General features: G+C 66.7%; 19 protein-coding genes. 15 read left to right on the top strand and 4 right to left on the bottom strand.

Annotated features, from left to right (window positions below):
* The first annotated feature begins 46 nt into the window (after positions 1 to 46).
* The 4 genes from QSJ34_RS06780 to QSJ34_RS06765 all read left to right on the top strand — a co-directional run bounded on the left by QSJ34_RS06780 (position 47) and on the right by QSJ34_RS06765 (position 4985).
* Positions 47 to 1585, top strand: a complete 1539-nt coding sequence (locus QSJ34_RS06780) for a sigma-54 interaction domain-containing protein (protein ID WP_285572720.1) — start codon at positions 47 to 49, stop codon at positions 1583 to 1585.
* A 301-nt stretch (positions 1586 to 1886) separates the two neighbouring features.
* Positions 1887 to 3494: an ammonium transporter gene (locus QSJ34_RS06775; protein ID WP_285572663.1), complete on the top strand. Its 1608-nt coding sequence runs from the start codon at positions 1887 to 1889 to the stop codon at positions 3492 to 3494.
* Positions 3495 to 3564: 70 nt separating this feature from the next.
* Positions 3565 to 3927 (top strand): P-II family nitrogen regulator, encoded by a 363-nt coding sequence (locus tag QSJ34_RS06770; protein ID WP_285572627.1) that lies wholly within the window; start codon positions 3565 to 3567, stop codon positions 3925 to 3927.
* A 158-nt stretch (positions 3928 to 4085) separates the two neighbouring features.
* Positions 4086 to 4985 carry a TorF family putative porin gene (locus QSJ34_RS06765; protein WP_285572591.1) on the top strand — a complete coding sequence of 300 codons (900 nt, stop codon included), beginning with the start codon at positions 4086 to 4088 and terminating at the stop codon, positions 4983 to 4985.
* Positions 4986 to 5122: 137 nt separating this feature from the next.
* On the opposite strand, the gene QSJ34_RS06760 is transcribed toward QSJ34_RS06765, so the two are convergent.
* Entirely contained in the window at positions 5123 to 7225 is a 2103-nt protein-coding gene (locus tag QSJ34_RS06760; protein WP_285572531.1) for a hypothetical protein, read from the bottom strand.
* 114 nt (positions 7226 to 7339) lie between these two features.
* Here QSJ34_RS06760 and QSJ34_RS06755 point away from each other — a divergent pair, with 114 nt between their 5' ends.
* From QSJ34_RS06755 to QSJ34_RS06740, 4 genes are all read left to right on the top strand, one after another.
* A complete protein-coding gene (locus tag QSJ34_RS06755; RefSeq protein WP_285572485.1) occupies positions 7340 to 9670 on the top strand; it encodes a GH92 family glycosyl hydrolase in 2331 nt (776 codons plus the stop codon).
* A 316-nt stretch (positions 9671 to 9986) separates the two neighbouring features.
* On the top strand, positions 9987 to 10154 hold the full coding sequence (locus QSJ34_RS06750; protein WP_285572452.1) for a Trm112 family protein: 168 nt from the start codon (positions 9987 to 9989) through the stop codon (positions 10152 to 10154).
* Positions 10151 to 11155 carry a D-glycero-beta-D-manno-heptose-7-phosphate kinase gene (rfaE1, locus tag QSJ34_RS06745; RefSeq protein WP_285572397.1) on the top strand — a complete coding sequence of 335 codons (1005 nt, stop codon included), beginning with the start codon at positions 10151 to 10153 and terminating at the stop codon, positions 11153 to 11155. Before QSJ34_RS06750 ends, rfaE1 begins: the two co-directional genes overlap by 4 nt.
* 44 nt (positions 11156 to 11199) lie before the next feature.
* Positions 11200 to 12189 carry a hypothetical protein gene (locus tag QSJ34_RS06740; RefSeq protein ID WP_285572361.1) on the top strand — a complete coding sequence of 330 codons (990 nt, stop codon included), beginning with the start codon at positions 11200 to 11202 and terminating at the stop codon, positions 12187 to 12189.
* A gap of 9 nt (positions 12190 to 12198) precedes the next feature.
* Here the strand turns inward: QSJ34_RS06740 and QSJ34_RS06735 are convergent, their stop codons facing one another.
* Positions 12199 to 12789, bottom strand: a complete 591-nt coding sequence (locus tag QSJ34_RS06735) for a hypothetical protein (protein ID WP_285572336.1) — start codon at positions 12787 to 12789, stop codon at positions 12199 to 12201.
* 1 nt (position 12790) lies between these two features.
* Positions 12791 to 13927: a zinc-ribbon domain-containing protein gene (locus QSJ34_RS06730; protein ID WP_285572308.1), complete on the bottom strand. Its 1137-nt coding sequence runs from the start codon at positions 13925 to 13927 to the stop codon at positions 12791 to 12793.
* Between the two features lie 98 nt (positions 13928 to 14025).
* Between QSJ34_RS06730 and tmk the strand changes: the two genes are divergently transcribed.
* The 6 genes from tmk (at position 14026) to QSJ34_RS06700 (ending at position 18784) form a co-directional block, all read left to right on the top strand.
* Positions 14026 to 14691 (top strand): dTMP kinase, encoded by a 666-nt coding sequence (gene tmk, locus QSJ34_RS06725; protein WP_285572288.1) that lies wholly within the window; start codon positions 14026 to 14028, stop codon positions 14689 to 14691.
* Entirely contained in the window at positions 14691 to 15701 is a 1011-nt protein-coding gene (locus tag QSJ34_RS06720; protein ID WP_285572279.1) for a hypothetical protein, read from the top strand. The genes tmk and QSJ34_RS06720 overlap by 1 nt, the downstream gene beginning before the upstream one ends.
* Positions 15702 to 15789: 88 nt before the next feature.
* Positions 15790 to 16032, top strand: coding sequence for a DUF2492 family protein (locus tag QSJ34_RS06715; RefSeq protein ID WP_285572250.1), 243 nt, complete (start codon positions 15790 to 15792; stop codon positions 16030 to 16032).
* Between the two features lie 80 nt (positions 16033 to 16112).
* Positions 16113 to 16517: a methylmalonyl-CoA epimerase gene (mce, locus tag QSJ34_RS06710; RefSeq protein ID WP_285572224.1), complete on the top strand. Its 405-nt coding sequence runs from the start codon at positions 16113 to 16115 to the stop codon at positions 16515 to 16517.
* 68 nt (positions 16518 to 16585) lie between these two features.
* Positions 16586 to 17467, top strand: a complete 882-nt coding sequence (locus tag QSJ34_RS06705; protein WP_285572190.1) for a sulfurtransferase — start codon at positions 16586 to 16588, stop codon at positions 17465 to 17467.
* Positions 17468 to 17602: 135 nt separating this feature from the next.
* Positions 17603 to 18784 carry a cellulase family glycosylhydrolase gene (locus QSJ34_RS06700; protein ID WP_285572164.1) on the top strand — a complete coding sequence of 394 codons (1182 nt, stop codon included), beginning with the start codon at positions 17603 to 17605 and terminating at the stop codon, positions 18782 to 18784.
* A gap of 8 nt (positions 18785 to 18792) precedes the next feature.
* On the opposite strand, the gene QSJ34_RS06695 is transcribed toward QSJ34_RS06700, so the two are convergent.
* Entirely contained in the window at positions 18793 to 19770 is a 978-nt protein-coding gene (locus tag QSJ34_RS06695; RefSeq protein ID WP_285572145.1) for a helix-turn-helix transcriptional regulator, read from the bottom strand.
* 76 nt (positions 19771 to 19846) lie between these two features.
* Between QSJ34_RS06695 and QSJ34_RS06690 the strand changes: the two genes are divergently transcribed.
* The gene (locus QSJ34_RS06690) at positions 19847 to 20431 is read left to right on the top strand and encodes a hypothetical protein (RefSeq protein WP_285572127.1); all 585 of its coding nucleotides are present in this window, start codon (positions 19847 to 19849) and stop codon (positions 20429 to 20431) included.
* The last annotated feature ends 36 nt before the right edge of the window (positions 20432 to 20467 follow it).

The raw sequence follows: 20467 nt of genomic DNA, 5'->3' as shown, positions 1-20467 counted from the left end.
AATCCATAGTGTCATACAAAAATGTAGAATCTCATTCGGGATTCCCATGCCCCCCTCCGAGGATGCCCTTCGTCTCGCACCCCTCCTGGAGCTGAGCCAGGCCCTGGCGGCCTCGGATATCCGCGCCGCGCTGCCCCGAGTGCTGGAGATCCTGGCGGAGGCCTTCGGAGCCTTGAACGGGGCCATCTTCCTGGCTGATGAGGAAGGGAAGGGGCTGCGCATCGAGGCGGCCCGGGGCCTGACGCAGCAGGCGGTTGCGCGGGCCCACTACAAGGTCGGCGAGGGGATCAACGGGCGCGTGCTGGCCAGCGGCAAGGCCGTGGTGCTGCCCCAGGCCAGCCAGGAGCCGCTGTTCCTCGATCGCACGGGCGTGCTCAAGGAGCAGAAACGGAAGAAGGCCGAGCTCTCCTTCTTCTGCATCCCGGTCTTCCTGGATCGACGGACGGCGGGAACCCTGTGCCTCACCGTGCCCTTTGATCGGCACCGCGATTACGACCGGGATACCAAGCTGCTGCAGATCGCGGCCTCCATGGTGGGCCTGGCCATGAAGGTGGCCAAGCTCGTGGCCGCGGACCGCCAGCGGCTGGCGGAAGAGAACCAGCAGCTGCGTCAGGAGCTGCGGGACCGCTACGATCTGCGCCACCTCATCGGCCACAGCCACGCCATGCAGCGGGTCTACGAGGCCGTGGCCCAGGCCGCGCCCAGCAACACCACCGTGCTCATCCGGGGCGAATCGGGCACGGGCAAGGAACTGGTGGCCCACGCCCTCCACTACAATTCGCCCAGGGCCGACAAGCCCTTCATCAAGGTGAGCTGCGGGGCTCTGCCGGAAAACCTCATCGAATCTGAACTCTTCGGCTACGAGCCCGGCGCCTTCACGGACGCGCGGCACCAGAAGAAGGGCCGCTTCGAGCTGGCCCACGGCGGCACGCTCTTCCTCGATGAAGTGGGCGAACTCTCGGCGGCCACCCAGGTGAAGCTGCTGCGCGTGCTTCAGGAGCGGGAGTTCGAGCGGCTCGGCGGCACCAGCCCCGTGAAGGTGGACGTGCGCCTCCTCGCCGCCACCCACCGGGATCTGGAGGCTGCGGTGCGAGCCGGCACCTTCCGGGAGGATCTCTACTACCGCCTGCACGTCTTCGAGCTCTTCCTGCCGCCCCTGCGGGAGCGCCAGGCGGACATCCTGCTGCTGGCGGACCATTTCGTGGAGAAGATCTCGGCGGCTCAGGGCAAGGATGTGCGCCGCATCTCGACTTCGGCCATCGACATGCTGACGGCCTACCACTGGCCCGGCAACGTGCGCGAGCTGGAGAACGCCATCGAGCGCGCGATCCTCGTGGCCGAGGGCGGGGTCATCCACGCCCACCACCTGCCGCCCTCGCTGCAGACCGCCGAAGTGTCGGGAACCCTGCCGGGCAGCGGGCTGGGCGAGGCCGTGGCGGCCTTCGAAAAGGATCTGCTGCAGGATGCGCTGAAATCCGCCCGGGGCAATCGTTCCCGCGCGGCCCGCCTGCTGCAGACCACGGAGCGCATCCTCAACTACAAGATCCAGAAATACGGGCTGGAACCGGAGCGGTTCCGGGGCTGAGATTACAAAATCTTACAAAAATGTAGCTTCATTCAAATGAATTACATTTTTGTAAGTAGCCTGGAAGGCTTCTATGAGTACTTTTTGTGACGTAAGGGCTTGTATTGCTGTAGATCGATGAATCGCAAGCGCACTTCCGAAAAACGGCACGGGCCCTGCTGTTGTATCCGGGTAGGGACCGGTGGTCGGTTCCTGGATTTGGGGAGGCGGGATCGGAGGAACTCACAGCGTGGCCTGCCGACTACCGGATTCCCATCGGTGCAGGCCACGCCGATCCCACACCCGAAAAGGAGGAGGTTCCATGAACCGGCGTACGCTCTTGAGGGCTTTCGCGGTGGCGGCCGCCGTCGCGGCTTTCACGCCCCTGCTGTTCGCGGGCGATCCGAACGGCGGGGCCACGGGCGGCATCCAGAACGTGCCCGCGCAGACCGCGGGCGCCCCCACGCTGCAGGAGCTGGGCGCGGCCGTGGGGCAGACGCGCGTGGCGCTCAACTTCGTCTGGACGCTGCTGGCGGCCTTCCTCGTGATGTTCATGCAGGCGGGCTTCGCCCTGGCGGAAACAGGCTTCACCCGCGCCAAGAACGCGGCCCACACGATGATGATGAACGTGATGGTGTACGGCGTCGGCATCCTCGGCTTCTGGGCCGTGGGCTACGCCTTCCAGATGGGCGGCTCGGGCTCGGCCATGGGCGCGGCGCTCTCCGCCCCCGAAGGAATGTCGCGGCTCTTCGGCCCCGTGATCCACGGTAATCAATGGGGCCTTCTCGGTGGCCGGGGCTTCTTCCTCACCGGAGCCTCGTACGACGTGTCGGCTTTCGCCATGTTCCTCTTCCAGATGGTGTTCATGGATACGGCCCTGACCATTCCCACGGGCGCCATGGCCGAGCGCTGGAAGCTGTCGGCCTTCATGCTCTACGGCCTGGTGGCCTCGGCCCTCATCTACCCGGTGTTCGCCTGCTGGGCCTGGGGCGGAGGCTGGCTCGCCACGCTCGGCAAATATACGGGCCTGGGCCACGGCTACGTGGACTTCGCGGGATCGGGCGTCGTCCACCTCACGGGCGGCGTGATGGCCCTCACGGGCGTGCTCGTCCTGGGGCCGCGCATCGGGAAGTTCGTCAAGGGCCGGGCGGTGGCCATCCCCGGCCACAACCTGCCCATGGCCACCCTCGGCGCCATCATCCTGGCCTTCGGATGGTTCGGCTTCAACGCGGGCTCCACCCTGGCGGGCACGGATCTGCGCATCGCCGTCGTGGCCACCAACACCATGCTGGCCTCGGCCTCGGGGGCGGTGGTGGCCTACCTCTACACGGCGCGGAAGTTCGGCGCGCCGGACCTGTCCATGGCCGTCAACGGCCTGCTCGCGGGGCTGGTGGCCATCACGGCCTCCTGTGCCTTCGTCACGGCGCCCGCGGCCGTCTTCATCGGCGCCGTCGCGGGTTTCCTGGTGGTCGTCGCCGCGCTCTACATTGAGAACACGCTGAAGATCGATGATCCCGTCGGCGCCATCGCGGTGCACGGCGTGAACGGCGCCTGGGGGCTCATCGCCCTGGGGCTCTTCGCCGATGGCACCTATGGTCAGGGCCTCAACGGTGGCCCCGCCGCGGGCGTGGCGGGCCTCTTCTACGGCGACGGCCGCCAGCTCGTCGCTCAGCTCATCGGCATCGGCACCAACATCATCTGGGTGGGCGCCACGAGCTTCGTGCTCTTCAAGCTGCTCGACAAGACCATCGGCATGCGCGTCGCGCCCGAAGTTGAAATGGCGGGCCTCGATTTCCACGAGGTGTCGGCCCCCGCCTATCCGGGCGACGGGTCCACCGTGAGCACGCCGGTCATCCTCACGCCGAGGCCCCCGAAAGTCGCGGAAGCCCCGGCCCTGACCTCGCGTATTCCCCTCGGGAGCGAGCTATGAGTGCGAAGCTGGAGCGGAACGCCGGGTTGTCAAAGACGGATGTCGCCACGTGCGGCAAGGGAGGTGGATTTTGAAGCTCATCACAGCCGTCATCCGACCTGAAAAACTCGAGGAGGTGAAGTCGGCCCTCTTCGCCGCCGAAGTTACCGGCATGACCATCCTCCGCGTGGCGGGCCACGGCGGCGAGAAGATCGCCCTGGAGACCTACCGCGGTGCGCCGATGGTCTATGAATTCCACGAGAAGATCCAGCTGGACATCGCGGTCTCCGAACCCTTCGTCGCCATCACCATCGACGCGATCCTCGCCTCGGCGCGCACGGGCGAGGTGGGGGACGGCAAGATCTTCGTCCGCCCGCTGGAACAGGTCATCCGCATCCGCACGGGAGAAGTCGACAACGAAGCGCTGACTCCGGAGCCCCAGCGGCACCACTGAGGCCTGGTTTATCGAGGCGTCAAAGCCCCGGACCGCCCACCCTTAATGTGACCTCGGTTGGCACCCGATACTCACACAATGGTCGCGGTCCGGGGCCGTGTGGGCGCCCGGGATCTGGTTGATGCTTTCCCCGATGAATCCAAGCCCGGGAGTCCGTCATGCGCCGATATTCCGCCCTTCCCCTGCTGGCAACCCTGGCCGCGGGGCTCGCCGCCCAGAGCCCCGCGCCCGCCGCAACCCCGGCGCCGCCCACGCTCCTGGGCTTCGCCCTGAGCGGTTCGGCCACCTTTGGCTCCCAGTACATCTTCCGCGGCCTCACCCAGACGGACGGGAAACCCACCGTGCAGGGCGAGCTGGACCTGGTCCACCCTTCAGGGTTCTACCTCAGCACCAGCCTCAGCAACATCTCCTGGTTCACGGATCAGAACGCGAACCTCGCGAGCGCGCCGGTCTCCCTCGGCTCCCCGGGCGGGGGCAAGGTGAATTCCGCCGCCGTCGAACTGGATCTGTTCGGGGGCTACAAATGGGGCTTCGCCAAGGACTGGACCCTGGATGTGGGCCTGTACCGCTATCTCTATCCGGGCACCTACCAATCCCTGGGCGCCTTCCGCAATCCCGCCACCACCGAGGCCTACCTGGGCCTGAACTACTCCTGGGCCAGCCTGAAGTACTCGCGAGTGCTCAGCGCCAACAACTTCGGAACCTATAACGCCGAAGGGGCCACCTATGTGGACCTCAGCCTGGCCGTGCCCATCGGCGAGAGCGGATGGACGGTGCTGGTGCACGGCGGGCACTGCGCCTATCCCTCCAACGCCAACCCCGCCTTCTTCACGAATGCCAACACCGGCCGGCTCACTGGGGACAATTCCCTGTTCAGCTATTCCGACTACAAGCTCGGCGTCGCCAAGGAGATCAAGGGCTACACCCTCACCCTCGCCGCCACGGATGCCGACACGAAGAGCCGTGCGGCCGACAACGATGTCCTCGTCTACGAAAACGCCGCCGGCCGCAACATCGGCAAGAGCCGCCTGACCTTCACCATTTCCAAGGCATTCTGAACCGCGAATGTGCGCGAATGAACGCGAATAAAGAACACGTCGAACCCTCAGAATCAATCTGAGCGGCCGTTCATATTTCATTCGCGCGAATTAGCGTCATTCGCGGTTCCAGATTTCTTGCTCCTGGGTGAGATCGTTCAGCGAACGGCCTTCAGGGCCTTCTCCGTGGCCTCAAGCAGGGCTTCGGGGCCCACGGGGCGGCCGGTGGCCTTCTGCATCCAGAGGTCCGGCGTGAGGCGGCCTTGCGTGGCCATGCGTTCGAAGGTCTCGCCGAGCTTGCCGGTCTTCTCGATCTCGTGCTCGATCTGGAAGGCGATCATGTGGCCGATGGGGTAGTCCGGCAGGTAGAGGAAGCTGTGGATCATGTGGCTGTAGATGCCCAGCAGCACGCAATCCTTCTGGCCCAGCACGGGCGCGTAGTAGCGGTTCCAGACATCCTTGGAGATGGCGAGGACGGCCTCCTTCAACTGACTGGGCGTGGCGCTGGGGTGCTCGTACATCCAGTGCCAGACGGCGGTGTCCACCAGGCCCACGCCCGCGATCTCGTAGGTCATCCAGAAATCATTGAGCGTCTTTTCGGCCAGGGCCTTGGCGTCCGGCGCGGGCTGGCCCAGGAGCTTGAGATCCTGGGCCTGGAACACGAAGGCCAGGGCCTCGGTGAAGGCGGTGTTGGGCACGCCGTTCAGCAGCCAGTGGTCGATGTTGACGAGGGAGAAAGTCTGCTCGACGTTGTGGCCCATCTCGTGGACGGCGATGTTGAAGCCCTTGTAGTCCATGCCGTCCTGGCCCACTCGGGTGCGCAGGTGGGCGTTGTCGCTGCGCATCTGGGCGCCCATGGCGTGGCCCGAGCCGCGGGCCGGATCCACCTCGATGCGGCAGGCGAGCCAGGCCGCGCGCTCGGGGCTGAAACCCAGGCCCCGCAGGAGGTTCGGCATGTCGGCCTTGTAGGCCGCAGGGGTGGGGTATTTGGCCTTGAGGATTGCATCCAGCTTGGCCTCGTCCAGATCGGCGCCGGGGCGGAAGCCGTTGTACCAGATGTCGAAGGGCTCCAGCTTGCGGCCCAATCGTGTCTCGATGACCTGGGCCACCTGCTTGACGAGGGGACTGGCGCAGACTTCCTCCAGCATCTTCTTCACGCGGGCTTCGGGAATCTGACGGCCCTCGTCGTAGCTGCGGGCGATATGGGTGGGCGCCGTGGGGCTGTAGGGATCGGCCTTCTTCATGGCCAGGAAGCAGTCCAGCAGTACCTTGTAGCGGGTGTCGGGCTCAGGGGCGGCGCTGGGCTTGAAGCCGGCGGGCACGGCCTTGTCGCTGTCCTGCACCGCGGCGGCCCGTACCTCGTTCGTGACCGGATTCCAATCCACCAGCGGATTGTCGATCACGGCGGCGGGGATGGTTTGCGTGACGATGCGCTCCATGACCTTCTGGATCGTGCGCTGGTGGGCGAGCCCGGCGGGCCCCTGCGCGTAGCGGCTCTTCAGCTCGTCCCGCAGGTTCCAGTGGGAGAGCAGGCGCTTCTTGGGTTCGAAGAGGCGATTTCCCTTCGCGTCCACCAGGTGGTGCATCCAGATGTTGTACGAGGCGATGTAGCGCTCGGCCTGTCCGCTGGCCTCGGCGGCGGCCTGGTTCACCTCGGCGGGAATGCGCTTGGCGAAGAGGTCCACTAGGCGCGCTTCGGCCCACTGGCGGCGGGTCCAGGTATCGCCGTCCTTCAGGCGCTCGTTCAGGTCGGACATGGGGAAGTTGAGCAGCACGACGAAGGCCAGCTTGTTGCTGAAGGCATCATCGATGAAGTGCGCGCCCGCGTCGTAGCCCGAGAGGATCTCGTCCACGGGCAGCACGGGGCCGAGGTCGAGATCCGTGTGCCACTTGAAGTCGCGGCCGATCTCGTGAGCGTGGCCGAAATAGCTTTCCATCGCGAACTCCAGGCGGCCGAAGAGCGCGTCCAGGGCCTTCGGATCCCCCGCGAAGTAAGTGTTCACGAAGGTCTCGAAGGCCTTGGCGTCGCCGTCTTCGGCGCGCCAGAAGGTCCGCACCTGCTTCAGGCCCCGCTCGATGCGTGGGCGTTGCCCCTCACCGTACTGGGCCACGAGGGCATTCAGCAGCCGCTGGGAAACCGGCGCCAGCTCCGTAAGGGAAGTGGGTCTCCAGCCCGAGACAACCTGGCCTGGAATGCCTTGGGCGAGGGCCTGGGGGCCGGCCAGGGCGGCGATAAGGAGGGCGGTGCCAAAGAGCTTCATGGGCTTCCTCGCTGAACGGAACCTCCAGTCTAGGAGGGCGGGCCGGCTTTCCGATCGCGAAAACTTACCGGACCGTCCTGTACAGTGGGGGCAGCTTTCCCGAGGGGATCTGCCATGAAGCCCTTGATGCTCGCCCTGATCCTGCCGCTCGCCCTTGGGCTTCAAGCCCAGGCGCCGCGCCGGGTGGAAAGCGTGGATCCCTTCATCGGCACCAAAGGCATGGGCCACGCCTATCCCGGCGCCACCGTGCCCTTCGGCTTCGTGCAGCTGAGCCCCGATACGGACACGGCCACCTACTCGCTGGACGGGAAGACCTACCACAAGGACGTCTACCGCTACTGCGCGGGTTACCAGCACGACGATCCGACCATCGTCGGGTTCAGCCACACGCACCTGCACGGCACGGGGCATTCGGACCTGGGCGACCTGCTGGTGATGCCCACCGTGGGCCCGCTGAAACTGGATCCTGGCACCGCGGATCAGCCCGGAAGCGGGTATCGCTCCCGTTACAAGGACGAGGTGGCGCAGCCGGGCTACTACGCGGTGACGCTCACGGATCCCGGCGTGAAGGCGGAGCTGACGACCACCCCGCGCGTGGGCATGCACCGCTACACCTTCCCAAAAAGTTCGGACAGCCGCATCGTCCTCGACCTGGTGCATTCCATCTACAACTACGAGGGCAAGGTGCTGTGGTCGCGGGCCCAGGTGAAGGGGCCCGACCTCGTGACGGGCTATCGCCACGTGCGCGGCTGGGCGCGGGATCGCCACCTCTACTTCGCCATGGCCTTCAGCAAACCCTTCAAGGCCTACGGCCAGCAGAACCAGGAGCCGCGCCCCGTCTACCAGGGCTTCTGGCGCAAGTGGGATCAAACCTCAGGCTTTCCCGAGATGGCGGGCAAGGCCCTGAAGCTGCACTTCGACTTCGATACGGAGGCGCGCGAAAGCATCCAGGTGAAGGTGGCCCTGTCCGCCGTGAGCGAAGAAGGGGCCCTCGCCAACCTTCGGGCCGAGGTGCCGCACTGGGACTTCGACTGCGTGCGGGCCGAGGCTTCGAACGCATGGGAAAAGGAACTCGCCCGCATCGATTTCGCGGGCACAGAAGCTCAGCGGCGCGCCTTCTACACGGCCTTCTATCACAGCCTGCTCGGGCCCGTGGAATTCCAGGACGTGGATGGCCGCTACCGCGGCGTGGACGGCCAGATCCACGAGGCGAAGGGCTTCACGAACTACACGGTGTTCAGCCTCTGGGACACGCACCGGGCCCTGCATCCGCTTTACACGCTCATTGAGCCGCGCCGCGAGGTGGACATGGTGCAGTCCATGCTCGCCCACTTCGACCAGTCGCCCTGGAGGATGCTGCCGATCTGGAGCCATCACGGCCAGGAGAACTGGTGCATGATCGGCTACCACGCCGTAAGCGTTATCGCCGACGCCTGGATGAAGGGGCTGCGCGGGTTTGATGGCGCACGGGCCTTCGCGGCCATGAAGGCCACAGCCACGACGGCGGGCTACGACGGCCTGGGCGATTACATGAAGCTGGGCTGGGTGCCCGATGAGGGGAACAGCTCCAGCGCCTCGAAGACCCTGGAATACGCCTACGACGACTGTGCCATCGCGCAGATGGCGCGCGCCCTCGGGCGCAAGGAGGACGAGGCGGCCTTCCTGCACCGGGCCCACGCGAGCCGCCACCTCTGGGATCCCAAGACCGGCTTCATGCGCGCGCGAAGGCGCGATGGCAGTTGGCGTGAGCCCTTCGATGCGATGCAGACCCACGACCAGGGCTACATCGAGGGAAACGCCTGGAACTACAGCCTGTACATGCCCCACGACGCGGCCTGGCTGGTGAAGCAGAGCGGCGGCGGGGAAGCCTTCGGCCGCCACCTGGACGAGCTCTTCACCATGCACCTCGATGATCGTTTTTTCGCGGAGACCGAGGATCTCGGCCGCGAGTCCATGATGGGCAACTACGCCCACGGCAACGAGCCCAGCCACCACGTGCCCTATCTCTACGTGTGGGCCGGCCAGCCATGGAAGACACAGGAAAAGGTCCGCGCCATCCTCGGGCAGATGTACCAGAACCGCCCGGACGGCCTTTGCGGCAACGACGACGTGGGCCAGATGTCGGCCTGGTACCTCTTCGGCGCCCTGGGTTTCTACCCCGTGGCGCCGGGCAGCAACGAATACGTCATCGGCGCACCCGCCAGCCGGGAGATGGCCATCAACTTCGAGAGTGGCCGCCGCCTCGTGCTGAAGGCACCCAGGCTCGATGCGAAAAACATCTACATCCAGGGCGTCACCCTGAACGGCCGGCCCTGGACCAAGGCCTACTTCCGCCACGAGGACCTGGCGCAGGGCGGCGAGATCGTCTACCTCATGGGCCCCAAGCCCAACTGGGCCTGGGGCACGGGGCCGGAGGCTCAGCCCTACTCCCTGCCGGTGGATTAGGGCTTTGCCCCGTTCCATCTAGATCCAGCACAGATCCCATGTTCCTAGGGGTGGGCACCCCTGGGCCGAAAGCCTGGAACCGCGAATATCGCGAATGCAGCCGGAAGAATGCTTGATCATCGTTCGCGCGCCCGAAGGGTGATTGATGAATTCGCGGTTGATTTTCATGGCAGGGGCACGAAGCAGGGACGCGTGGGAAGTGCATGGCCAGAAGCGATCTCTGGCCCGCCCATGGCGATGTAAGGATGCCTCCGTGCCACCTCCGCGGGTTCCGTGTCTCCGTGGTGAATCCTTCCAATTCCGCTAAGCTAGCCCCATGCCGCTCGATCCCCGCCTCCTCGAGATCCTCTGCTGTCCGGCCTGCCACGGCGACGTGGTGGAGTGGGCCGAGGGGCTGCACTGCCAGAGTTGCGGCCTGCTCTATCCCATCGAAGACGGCATTCCCGTGATGCTCATTGACGCCGCGAAGAAGGTAGAGAAATGAGACTCGACCGAAGCCAGGCCGAATCCCTGCTCCAGCGCATGGAAGGCCGCAGGGTGGCCGTGCTGGGCGACGTCATGCTGGACGAGTACCTCTTCGGCGAGGTGAGCCGCATCTCGCCCGAGGCGCCCGTGCCCATCGTGCGCGTGCTCAAGGAGCGGGCCGTGCTGGGCGGCGCGGCCAACGTGGCCGCCAATCTGAAGGCGCTGGGCACCGAGCCGCTGCTCATCGGCACCCTGCAGAAGGATGTCGCGGGCGACCGCCTGCTGGGCCTGCTGACGGGCCTCGGCATTTCCATTTCGGGGCTAGTGCTGGACACCTCGCGCCCCACCATCATCAAGACCCGCGTCATCGGGCAGCAGCAGCAGATGCTGCGCATCGACCGCGAGGATCCGGGTCAGCCCGAGGCCGCCGTGCTGCTGGGCCTGAAGGACCGCCTGGAGCGCGCGCTGGGCTCGGCTTCGGCGCTCATCGTTTCCGACTACGACAAGGGCACAGTGAACGGGCCGGTGATGGAGGCCGTGCGGACGATGTGTGCCGAACGGAACATCCCCTGGATCGTGGATCCCAAGCCCGGTCACAAGGCGCTCTACCGCGGTGCGACGCTGATGACGCCCAACACCAAGGAGGCCGCCGAGCTGACGGCGCGGCCCGCGCGCTCGGACATGGAAGTCACGGTGGCGGGACGGGCCCTCATGGATGAGCTGGGCCTCAAGGGCCTGCTGGTGACGCGCAGCGAGCGGGGCATGGCCCTCTTCTCGCCCCAGGCCGAACATTCGGCGCCCTGGATGATCCCCACGGAGGCCCGCGAGGTCTTCGACGTGAGCGGCGCGGGCGATACGGTCATCGCGGCTTTCAGCTCGGCCATCGCCGCGGGCGCGGATTGGCGCGAGGCCGCTATGCTGGCTAACGCCGCCGCCGGCGTGGTGGTGGGCAAGGTCGGAACCGCCACCGTCACTCCCGACGAGATCCTCGCGCATTACCACGAGCAGGAAGCGAATTAGGGCGAGGGCCTCTCGCGATCCGTTCACTTTTTTGAGGAAGCCGGGTGAAAAAAGTCGTTTTGAGTGTGCTCTTCGCAGGTGCCCTGGCTCACGTGCCATTGCTTGCTGAAACGGTGCGCATGGCACCAGGATCCTTTGAAGTTCCAAGCCATGTGCAGGTGCTGGACCGGAAAGAAGATGTCCATCCAGCCCTGGGCCAAGTGGAGGGGATGATTGTTTTTGGCCCCAAGGACGATCTGCCACGCGCCGTCTTCATTGTGAGCTATACCACTGAAAAGAACGCCGCACAGCCCAAGGACCTCCTCGACGCGGCCGTGAAGGTTGGCAATCCATTCACTCCGACACTGAGCTCGAAGGACGCCCAGCTCATTTCATTCGGCGGGGTTCAGGCCGGCACCTACTTTGGCACACTGCCGAACGGGCTGGTCGCCCGAAGCTATGTCGTTTCGCATAACGGCTACCGCGTGGTGGCCCTGCTGAAAGGGCCGAGCAGCTTGCCATACAAGAAACTCATGGACGCCTTTTCGGCTGGGCTGGAGCATTTCCAGTGGGCCGCGCCGCCTGCCCCTGGTGCAGGCTCCATTCAACTCCCAAGCTCGGACAAGCCAAGCACCCCACGTCAAGACGCCCCCGGCTCCTCATCGCCCAATCCTCCCGATCAAGAGGTCCTGCTCGGATTGCTGGCCGGGGATCTCCCCATCACGCCCGACCACTTGCAGACCTACCTCCGCATCGCCTTGGCACAGCCCAACCCCCCTGGACTGGTTCAGCCTGGGCAGGAACTCAATGGCCGGATGGGATCCCTCAGCCTGCTCGTGTTCTCCGGAAAGGAGAAACACAAATCGCTGGAATTCTGGACCTCCATTCGCGGTGGGGATTACCTGAAGGGAGTCCTCAAAAAGCATGGAATCGTTATCGATAAATTTATGAGCAGCACGATTCTCAGTGGAGAGCCGAAAAAAGAACTCGTGCCTGCCATCACGGCGGAAGTCGCGTCGTGGTACAGCACCAAACTGCGCGACCGAGCGCCCTAGGCCCGAAGATCAATTTCTCAGTTCGATGGCGAAATAGAACTTGTCGCCGGAGGCGAGGCGCTCCTTGACCTGGGTGAAGTTCAGGTCGAAGGTCTCGGTCTCGCCGGGCTTGACGGTGCCGACCTTGGTGCCGCCGGAGGCCACGCCGAGCAGGCGTCCGTCCTTGTCGATCACGGCCACGGCGAAGCCGGGCACCTTGGGGTGCTTGCCCGTGTTGGTGACTTCGACCTGCGCGCGGGTGCCGAATTCGGCGCCCTTGAGGGCTCCGAGGAAGCCCGATTCGACCACGCGCTTGTTGAAGAAGATGCTGTTCACCTTGAGCCCGTCGACGTTGATGGACAGGGGGATGGTGCGATCCCAGGAGAAGGTGAAGCTTTCTGAGTAGAAGGACAGCGGCGAGGGCCCCGAGGAAGCTGCGGTCTGGCGCGGCGCGGGCGTCTGGGGTCGGGCCGCGCTGGGCGCGGTGGCGGGTGCCGCGGTCTTGGTAGCACTGGGCGCAGGAGCCGGTTCCGCGGCCGGGGCTTCGGGCGTGGGCGGCGGGATCTGAAGGGGCGGTTCCTGGGCCAGGCCGAGGGCGGCGAGGAGAAAGAGGATCTGCATGTCAGCCCTTCCCGAACAGGCCGCCGAAGAGGCCCTTCTTGGGGGCGCCGTCCCCGATGCCGGTGTTCAGGCTGGGCGCGCCGCCGCTCCGCTCGCGGCGCAGGCGTTCGAAGACCGGGCGCAGGCCGGGCACCTTGTGGGCCTCCAGCCAGTTTTCGCTCTGCTGGCGCGCCACCAGGTGGTTCTCGAGGATGCGGCCCTCCTCCACCCAGGCGATGAGCTGGGGCATCGTGAGGCCCGCGTAGATGTCCTCGCCGATCTTCAGGCGCAGCAGCTCGACGCCGGTGTCGGGTGATTCGGGAAGCGAGGGGAAGGTGCGGGGCGCGGCCTGGGCGACGGCGGTGGCCGCCATCAGATCCGAGGCCCGCAGCGCCACCGTGGGTTCGGCGGCGGGAGCCGGGGCCGAAACCGGGGTGGAGGCGAGGATGGCTTCGAGGTCATCCTGGGAGAGGCGCATGGTGGACGTGGAGGGGCCGGACAGATCCTCTTCGGTGAGGCCCGAGGCCGTGGGGCTGTCTCCCAGGGTGCCCGTGGCCGACGCTTCGGGGGTGCTGAGGGTGTTCTCCAGGGCGTTGAGGGTGGCTTCCATGTCCATGGAGCCCGACTCCTGGCCTGGCCGCTGCCCCTTGGCGGGGGCGGCGGCGCTGCCGAAGAGTTTTTCGATGGCGTCCCGCGCCGAGGTGTAGCCGGAGAGCGTCGTGTCGGTGATCTCGGGGGGGAAGGCGGGCTGGGGTTCGGCGCTTGTCGCGGGCTGGGAAGCGGCCGCTTCGATCCCGGTTTCAGCTTCGGGCAGGGCCGCCGGGGCCTCGGCCTTCACTTCCGGCAAGGAGGCTGGAGCTTCGATGAGGGTCTTGTCGAGGATCTCCTCGTCGGCGAGATCCAGATCGCCCAGCGTGAGCGAGGGTGTCGGTGCCTCGGAGGCCTCCCGTTCCGCGCGGAGCTGCTCGGCTTCGAGGGCCTCGATGGGCGGCTCCGCCTCGGCGGGTGCCGGCGGGGCGAGCAGGCGCTGGACGATGTCGGCCACGGGGAAGATGTCGCCGCAGGCGTAGCACTTGGCCCGGCGGATGACCGGCTTCACCCGCTCAGGGCGGAGTCGGTAACGGGCGGTGCAGCTCGGGCATTGGATCGCTTCGGCCACCTGGAACTCCTGGTGTTTCGAGCAGGATAGCACTGTGTCGAGAACCTGTCGCCCGCCCGGGCCGGGGGGGCCGGGTATCCTCGAATCACGGAGGTTCTGTGCAGGGCGTGTTCATCACCATCGAAGGCGTGGAGGGATCGGGCAAGTCCACCCAGCTGCTGCGCCTGTCCGAGCGCCTGCGGCATGTCGGCCTGCCCCTGGTGGTGTCCAAGGAACCCGGCGGCACGGCCCTGGGCCGCGAGCTCCGCCGCCTGCTGCTGGAGCGCCACACCAGCGGCGAGCGCTGGTGCGCCGAGGCGGAACTGCTGCTCTTCTATGCGGACCGGGCCCAGCATCTGGAGACCGTCATCCGGCCCTCGCTGGCCGAAGGCAAGGTCGTCCTCGTGGATCGCTTCGAGGATTCCACCCGCGCCTACCAGGGCGCCAGCGGCGTGCCCGAATCCTCCATGGACCGCCTCAACGAACTGGTGCTCCGCGGCCTCAAGCCCCATCTCACCGTGATGCTGGACATGGATCCCGAAGCTTCGCTGCAGCGGGTCGAGGTGCGCAATCTGGCCCTGGGCGCGGATTTCGCGGAAACGCGCTTCGACGAGGCCGAGCTGGAATTCCACCGCCGCGTGCGCAACCGCTTCCTCGCCATCGCGCAGAACCACGCCAACCGCGTCGCCCTCATCCCGGCCCGCGATACGCCGGATCAGGTGGAGGCGGCCATCTGGCAGCGCGTCGCGCCCCTGCTGCGCAACGCCGGCTTCGGGGTCGACTGATGTTCAGCCCCGACATCGCCGGGCACCAGGCCATCCGCGAACGGCTGCTGGCGCGCCTGCAGGAGGGTCGCATCCGCGGCTCCCTGCTCTTCACGGGGCCCGAAGGCATCGGCAAGCGGCGCGTGGCGCTGGAGATGGCCCAGCGCGAGATCTGCCTCCGGCGCAGCGCCTGCGGCCAGTGCGAAGGCTGCCGGATGTTTTCCGGCGAGGACCTGCCCTTCGAACTGCCGAACCTGCTGCGTGTCACGCCCGAAGGCAAGGCCGGGGTGATCCGCATCGACCAGATCCGCGAGGGCCTGGATTCCAACAACCAGGCGCGTTTCAGCCGGGGCGTCATCGAGTGGGCGGCCCTCGCGCCGGCCCTGGGCTGCCACCGGTGGATCCTCGTGGAGGAGGCCCACCGCCTCAATGAATCCAGCGGCAACATCCTGCTGAAGACGCTGGAGGAGCCGCCGCCGGACACCCACTTCATCCTCGTCACCCATCGCCCGGAGGCCCTGCTGCAGACCATCCGCAGCCGCTGCGAACGCATCCCCTTCGCGCCTCTGGCGCCGAAGGAGGCCTGGGCCGTGGCGCAGCGGAACGGATGGCAGGACGGGGACCACGACCGCTGGTCCGCCCTGGGCGAAGGCAGCCTGCGCTTCCTGGACGAGGCCGCGTTCCGTCGCGCCGAAGCCCAGGTGGATGCCTGGATTGCCCTGATAGGTGGGCGCGCCTTCGCGGACGAGGCGGGCCCCCTGCTGCCGGAAAAGGATTCGACCCTGGCCCAGGGGGAACAGCTGCGCCAGCCCCTCGAGCTGCTGCTGCGCCTGCTGGCGGACCTGGCGCGGATCCGCGCAGGGGAGACTCCGGCCCTCGCGCCCTGGCGGGAGGATCTGACGCCCCTGGCCACCTCCGAACGGGATCTGAAGACCCCCCAGGAAGCGGCGCTCCAGGCCCTGCGTCACCTGCCCCGGAACCTCAGCCCCGAACCCCTGCTCCGCGAAGTGGCCCTGTCGCTGGGAGCCTGAGCCGGGGTCGTGACCGCCATCACCCCATCGGTCGCCCGCGGGGGCCTAGAATGAGTTCAGGAGTTTCGACTCCTGAATAGGAGCCCCCATGTCCGAACCCCTCTACGGCCATGATCTGCTGAGCCTGCTGATGGAGAAGGGCGGGACCTGCCGCCTGGAGGACCTGCGCGCGGCTTCCATCAGCTTGCACGGGCCCTCCGCCACGTATCACAACTGCCACGGCGACAGCTTCGACTTCGATGGCGTCATCGCCTTCCTCGGCAGCAAGGGCAAGGTCCGCGTGGCCGACGGCAGCGTGAGCCTCGGCCAGGCGCCCGCCTGCCAGCATTGATGCCCGCCTGCCAGCACTGAGGCCGGCAGCGGCACACCGGCCCTGCGGGATTCGTCCACAATGGGTGGAGGAGGTGCCGTGTGAAACTGCTGCGCATCAATCATCTGGGCATTGCCGCCCCGGGCCTGGACGAGGCCATGGCGCGCATGGCGCGGCTCTTCGACATGACGCCCGAACACACGGAAGAAGTGGCCGAGCAGAAGGTGAAGACGGCCTTCTTCCCCGTGGGCGAAAGCACGCTGGAATTCCTGGAGAGCACCGATCCCGAAGGCCCCATCGGCAAGTTCCTCGCGAAGCGCGGCCCGGGCATTCACCACGTTTGCTTCGAGGTGGATGACATCGACGCCGCCGTGACCGGCCTGCTGGCCAAGGGCGTGCGCATGATCGACCAGGCCCCGCGGAAGGGCGCCCACGGCTGCCGCGTGGCCTTCATCCATCCCGCGGAAACGGGCGGCGTGCTGATGGAGCTGAGTCAGGGAAGCTGAGTCGACGGAGACGTCACCTGTCCACGGGGAAGGGGTGTAAGGTGGCCCTGGCCATTTCGGGAGCCCCCATGATCCGTTCGTTCCTGCTTGCCGCATGCCTCATCACACCCTGCCTGGCGGCGCCCCCGGCCGCGCCGAAAGTGCGCCCCCAGATGCTGGTGAGCACGGCCTGGCTCGCCGAGCACCTGAAGGATCCCGACCTGGTGCTGCTCCACGTCGCGGATGGTTTCGCCGACTACAAGCGCGGCCACATCCCCGGGGCCCGCTACCTTGCCACGGCGAAGTTCATCGACAACACCGGGGCCCTCGGTTCCGAGCTGCCTTCCGTGGAGACCCTCACGCGGACCTTCACGGAGCTGGGGCTCACGGAGAAGAGCCGTGTGGTGATCTACGCCACGGCCTGGATGCCCAATGCGGCACGGGCCTACCTGACCCTCGACTACCTGGGTTGGGGCGAACGGGCGGCCCTCCTGGATGGCGGCGTGGAGCAGTGGCTGGCGGAGGATCGCCCCGTGACGAACCAGGTGGCGGCGACACGGCCCGGCGCGTTCACGCCCCACATGCAGCCCGCGGTGATTGCGGCTCTGGACGACGTGAAACAGGTGGTGGTGTCGGAGCCCGCATCGGCCACCTGCCAGGTGGTGGATGCGCGTCCCTCTCGGCGCTACCAGGCGGGGCACCTGGGGGGCGCGACCAACCTGTACTGGATGGAGACCCTCGCCAGCGAGGAGCATCCGACCTTCCTGCCACCGGACAAACTGCAGGAGCTGTTGGCCTCGCGGGGGCTGCTGCCCGGGAAGAAAGTCATCACCTATTGCGAAGTGGGGCTCCAGGCCTCCCACGCCTACTTCCTGTTCAAGTATTTGGGCTTTGATGTGGCCATGTTCGACGGGTCGTACCAGGCTTGGACCGCCGCCAAGCTTCCGGTGGCCAGCGGGACGGCCAAGTAATCTCCAACTTGCCACGCACGCGACAGGGGCCTGAGGGGGCCATCAACCCTTTTCAAAGAACCGGGGTCCATGGGGGGTGACTGCTTCCATGACCCCAGGTGGGGTCCAGATTCTGATCCCCACGAGGACCGGCCCATGACCCAGCCCCTCCAAACCTTGGCTCCGAGCGCGTCCCTCAGCCGCCGCAGCGTCCTGATCGCCATGGCCAGCACCCTGGCCGCGGTGGCCTGCGGCGGAGGCGGGTCTGCGTCCTCTTCTCCCGCGCCGACGCCCCCGCCTCCGACCTCCGGCCCGGCCCGACTCACGTTGAAGGGCTCCCAGATGCTGACCCCCGATGGCACGCCGATCATCCTGCGTGGCATGAACGAAGGCACCTGGGGCGAGATGCGGAGTACTGACGCGGCGATGCTCGCGGGCCAGGGCGCCAAGGTGGTGCGGGTGCTCATCCGTTGGTGGGGCCTCTATGGCGGTACGGACGTGGAAAGCCGCGTGGACGCTTCGCCGGGGCACTTCGACCCGGCCCACGTGACGCGCCTGCTCCAGGAGATCCAGTGGTGCCTCGACGCCGGGCTCTGGGTGGTGGTGGCCATCGATTCGAACTGTGGCCAGAACGGGCTTCAGAACACGGACATGGCGGCCTACTGCGACCCGAGCGGCCTCTACCCGGGCGGACGCAATTTCTGGACGGACCTGACGCAGCGCCAGCTGTTCAAGGAGGCCTGGATCTACCTGGCGGGCCTGCTCAAGACCAAGCCCAACATCGCCTTCTACGAGCTGCTGCCCGAGCCGCTGCAGGGCTGGGATTCCACGTACGGCGACGATGTGTCGGCCTTCTACCAGGAGCTGATGACCGCCATCGAGGATGTGGCGGGGGACACGCGCACACCCTTCCTCGTGGGCGCGCGGGACGCCTACAACATCAACCTTTGCGACGAGGCCTACATCGCGACGCCGCGCTGGGCGAACCGGGTGGTCTACACGGGCAACCTCTTCATCCATCCCAACGGCACCCAGGCCCAGAACCTGGCGACCATCGATTCCCGCCTGGGCGCGCTGGCGACCATGAAGACCAACCGCAACGTGCCGGTCTTCATCCAGCAGTTCGGCGTGCGCAGCGGTGACGATCCCGGCCAGTTCTACCTCGACGCCGGACTGAGCCGCATGAACGCCGCGGGCATCGGCTATACGGGCTGGCAGTGGCGGCAGAACACGACGAGTCCCGACGAGTACGCCGTCGTCATCGAGGATCCGAACACGGGCGCCGACATCGTGAAGACGGGCGTGCTCCAGGTGTATTCGAAGTACTGGAAGGCCTGAGGTCCTCCTCAGCCCGCCTGATCGGCCAGCTTCTGCAGCCGCGCCACGCAGCGCGAAAAGGCCGTGCGCAGGGCCTTCGGCGTGCGGATCTCGAAGTCGAAGGGCAGGGCCGCGAGCTGGCGCGCGAACCAGGCCAGGTCGTCGGCGCTGCTGCGCAGGAGGACGCCGCCTTGCATCGGTTCGAGCAGGCCGAAGGCCAGGGAGAAGGCGTTGCGGGCGGCGGGCAGGTCGGTGCGCAGCAGCACCTCGATCGCATGGCTGCGGGGCGCCGTGGCGAGGCTGTGCAGCAGGTGCTCCAGCGCATCGAACCCCTGGGGGCGGCGGAAGGGCTGCTCGAGCGCCGTTACGGCGCGGACGCGGTCCAGGCGGAAGGTGCGCAGATCCTTGCGAAGGTGGCACCAGCCGACCACGAACCAGCTGCCCATGCGGTGGACCAGGCCATAGGGGTCGAAGGGTCGCTCGGTGTGGCTGCCCTGGGCGGAGTCGTAGCCGAGGATCACGCGCTGCTGCGTCTGCGCGGCCGTCGTCAGGGCGAGGAGGAACGCGGTGTCCGCGGCGGCGTGGGCGGTGGGCCGGAGGTCGAGCTTCACGGCCTCGGCGATGGCGCCCACGCGCTTCTTCAGGGGCTCGGGCATCACGCGGGCGAACTTGGCCTGGGCGCTGGTTACGGCCGGGGCGGCTTCGGCCAGGCCCAGCCCGCGGGCCGCCACCATGCCCACGGAAAGCGCCACGGCCTCCTCGTTGGTGAACATCATCGGCGGCAGCTTGAAGCCGGGCATCAGCATGTAGGCGCCATAGCGCCCACGCTCGGTCGTGATGGGGATACCCAGCTCCTCCAGCACAACGATGTAGCGCCGCAGGGTGCGCACGTCGACGCCCACGCGTTCCGCGAGTTCGGCCCCGCTCATCCGCCCGTGGCTCTGCAGCAGGTCGAGGACGGCGAGGACGCGGGTGGTGGGGCGGGTCATGACCAAGAATGTAGTCATTAATCAGGACCAAAATCGACCTATTTAATGCTTAGGGTGAATGAAACGCCCCTGCGCGCCCTTCTCCGGAGCCCCCATGTCGAACCCAGTCCCGCGTTTCGCCCTCCCTGGCCTCCTGATGGTGGGCCCTGCGATCCCCGTCTCGGCAGCCAATCCGGATGTTCAACCCGAGGCGAAAGCCGCGCCTGTCTTGCGGGATGGCTCCAGGGATTTCGACTTCCTGCACGGCCGCTGGACCGTGCACAACCGCCGCCTCCTGAAGCGTCTGGCGGGCTCCAAGGAGTGGGTGGAATTCGAATCCACCGACGAATGCCAGCCCCTGCCGGGGGGCATTGGCAACGAGGGGCACTACCGTACCGACCATTGGCCCGGCTACGTCGGCATCAGCCTTCGGTTCTACGATCCGCAGCACCAGTGCTGGAACATCCACTGGATCGACAACCGGAATGCCCCGGGTCAGCTCCAGCCCGCCGTCTCGGGCCGGTTCATTCATGGCGTGGGCCTCTTCGAGGGCGATGACGAATTCGGCGGGAAACCGATCCGTGTGCGCTTCACCTGGAAGGTGGTGGATGCGAGCCACGCCCAATGGGAGCAGGCCTTCTCACCTGACGGAGGGCGGACCTGGGAGACCAACTGGACCATGGAATTCATCCGTCGCTAGTCATCGCCCACCTTTCGATTCGAACTCAAGGAGCTT

The sequence above is a fragment of the Geothrix limicola genome, from assembly GCF_030268085.1.
GTDB classification, from domain to species: domain Bacteria; phylum Acidobacteriota; class Holophagae; order Holophagales; family Holophagaceae; genus Geothrix; species Geothrix limicola.
The sequence above is the reverse complement of the archived record's forward strand: the minus strand, read 5'-3'. Positions and strand labels throughout refer to the sequence as shown.

Excerpts from the sequence above, each read along its gene's own strand:
- QSJ34_RS06780 (WP_285572720.1), top strand. The coding sequence starts at position 47 with ATGCCCCCCTCCGAGGATGCCCTTCGTCTCGCACCCCTCCTGGAGCTG.
- QSJ34_RS06775 (WP_285572663.1), top strand. The coding sequence starts at position 1,887 with ATGAACCGGCGTACGCTCTTGAGGGCTTTCGCGGTGGCGGCCGCCGTC.
- QSJ34_RS06765 (WP_285572591.1), top strand. The coding sequence starts at position 4,086 with ATGCGCCGATATTCCGCCCTTCCCCTGCTGGCAACCCTGGCCGCGGGG.
- QSJ34_RS06760 (WP_285572531.1), bottom strand. The coding sequence starts at position 7,225 with ATGAAGCTCTTTGGCACCGCCCTCCTTATCGCCGCCCTGGCCGGCCCC.
- QSJ34_RS06755 (WP_285572485.1), top strand. The coding sequence starts at position 7,340 with ATGAAGCCCTTGATGCTCGCCCTGATCCTGCCGCTCGCCCTTGGGCTT.
- QSJ34_RS06750 (WP_285572452.1), top strand. The coding sequence starts at position 9,987 with ATGCCGCTCGATCCCCGCCTCCTCGAGATCCTCTGCTGTCCGGCCTGC.
- rfaE1 (WP_285572397.1), top strand. The coding sequence starts at position 10,151 with ATGAGACTCGACCGAAGCCAGGCCGAATCCCTGCTCCAGCGCATGGAA.
- QSJ34_RS06735 (WP_285572336.1), bottom strand. The coding sequence starts at position 12,789 with ATGCAGATCCTCTTTCTCCTCGCCGCCCTCGGCCTGGCCCAGGAACCG.
- QSJ34_RS06720 (WP_285572279.1), top strand. The coding sequence starts at position 14,691 with ATGTTCAGCCCCGACATCGCCGGGCACCAGGCCATCCGCGAACGGCTG.
- QSJ34_RS06715 (WP_285572250.1), top strand. The coding sequence starts at position 15,790 with ATGTCCGAACCCCTCTACGGCCATGATCTGCTGAGCCTGCTGATGGAG.
- QSJ34_RS06705 (WP_285572190.1), top strand. The coding sequence starts at position 16,586 with ATGATCCGTTCGTTCCTGCTTGCCGCATGCCTCATCACACCCTGCCTG.
- QSJ34_RS06700 (WP_285572164.1), top strand. The coding sequence starts at position 17,603 with ATGACCCAGCCCCTCCAAACCTTGGCTCCGAGCGCGTCCCTCAGCCGC.
- QSJ34_RS06695 (WP_285572145.1), bottom strand. The coding sequence starts at position 19,770 with ATGACTACATTCTTGGTCATGACCCGCCCCACCACCCGCGTCCTCGCC.
- QSJ34_RS06690 (WP_285572127.1), top strand. The coding sequence starts at position 19,847 with ATGTCGAACCCAGTCCCGCGTTTCGCCCTCCCTGGCCTCCTGATGGTG.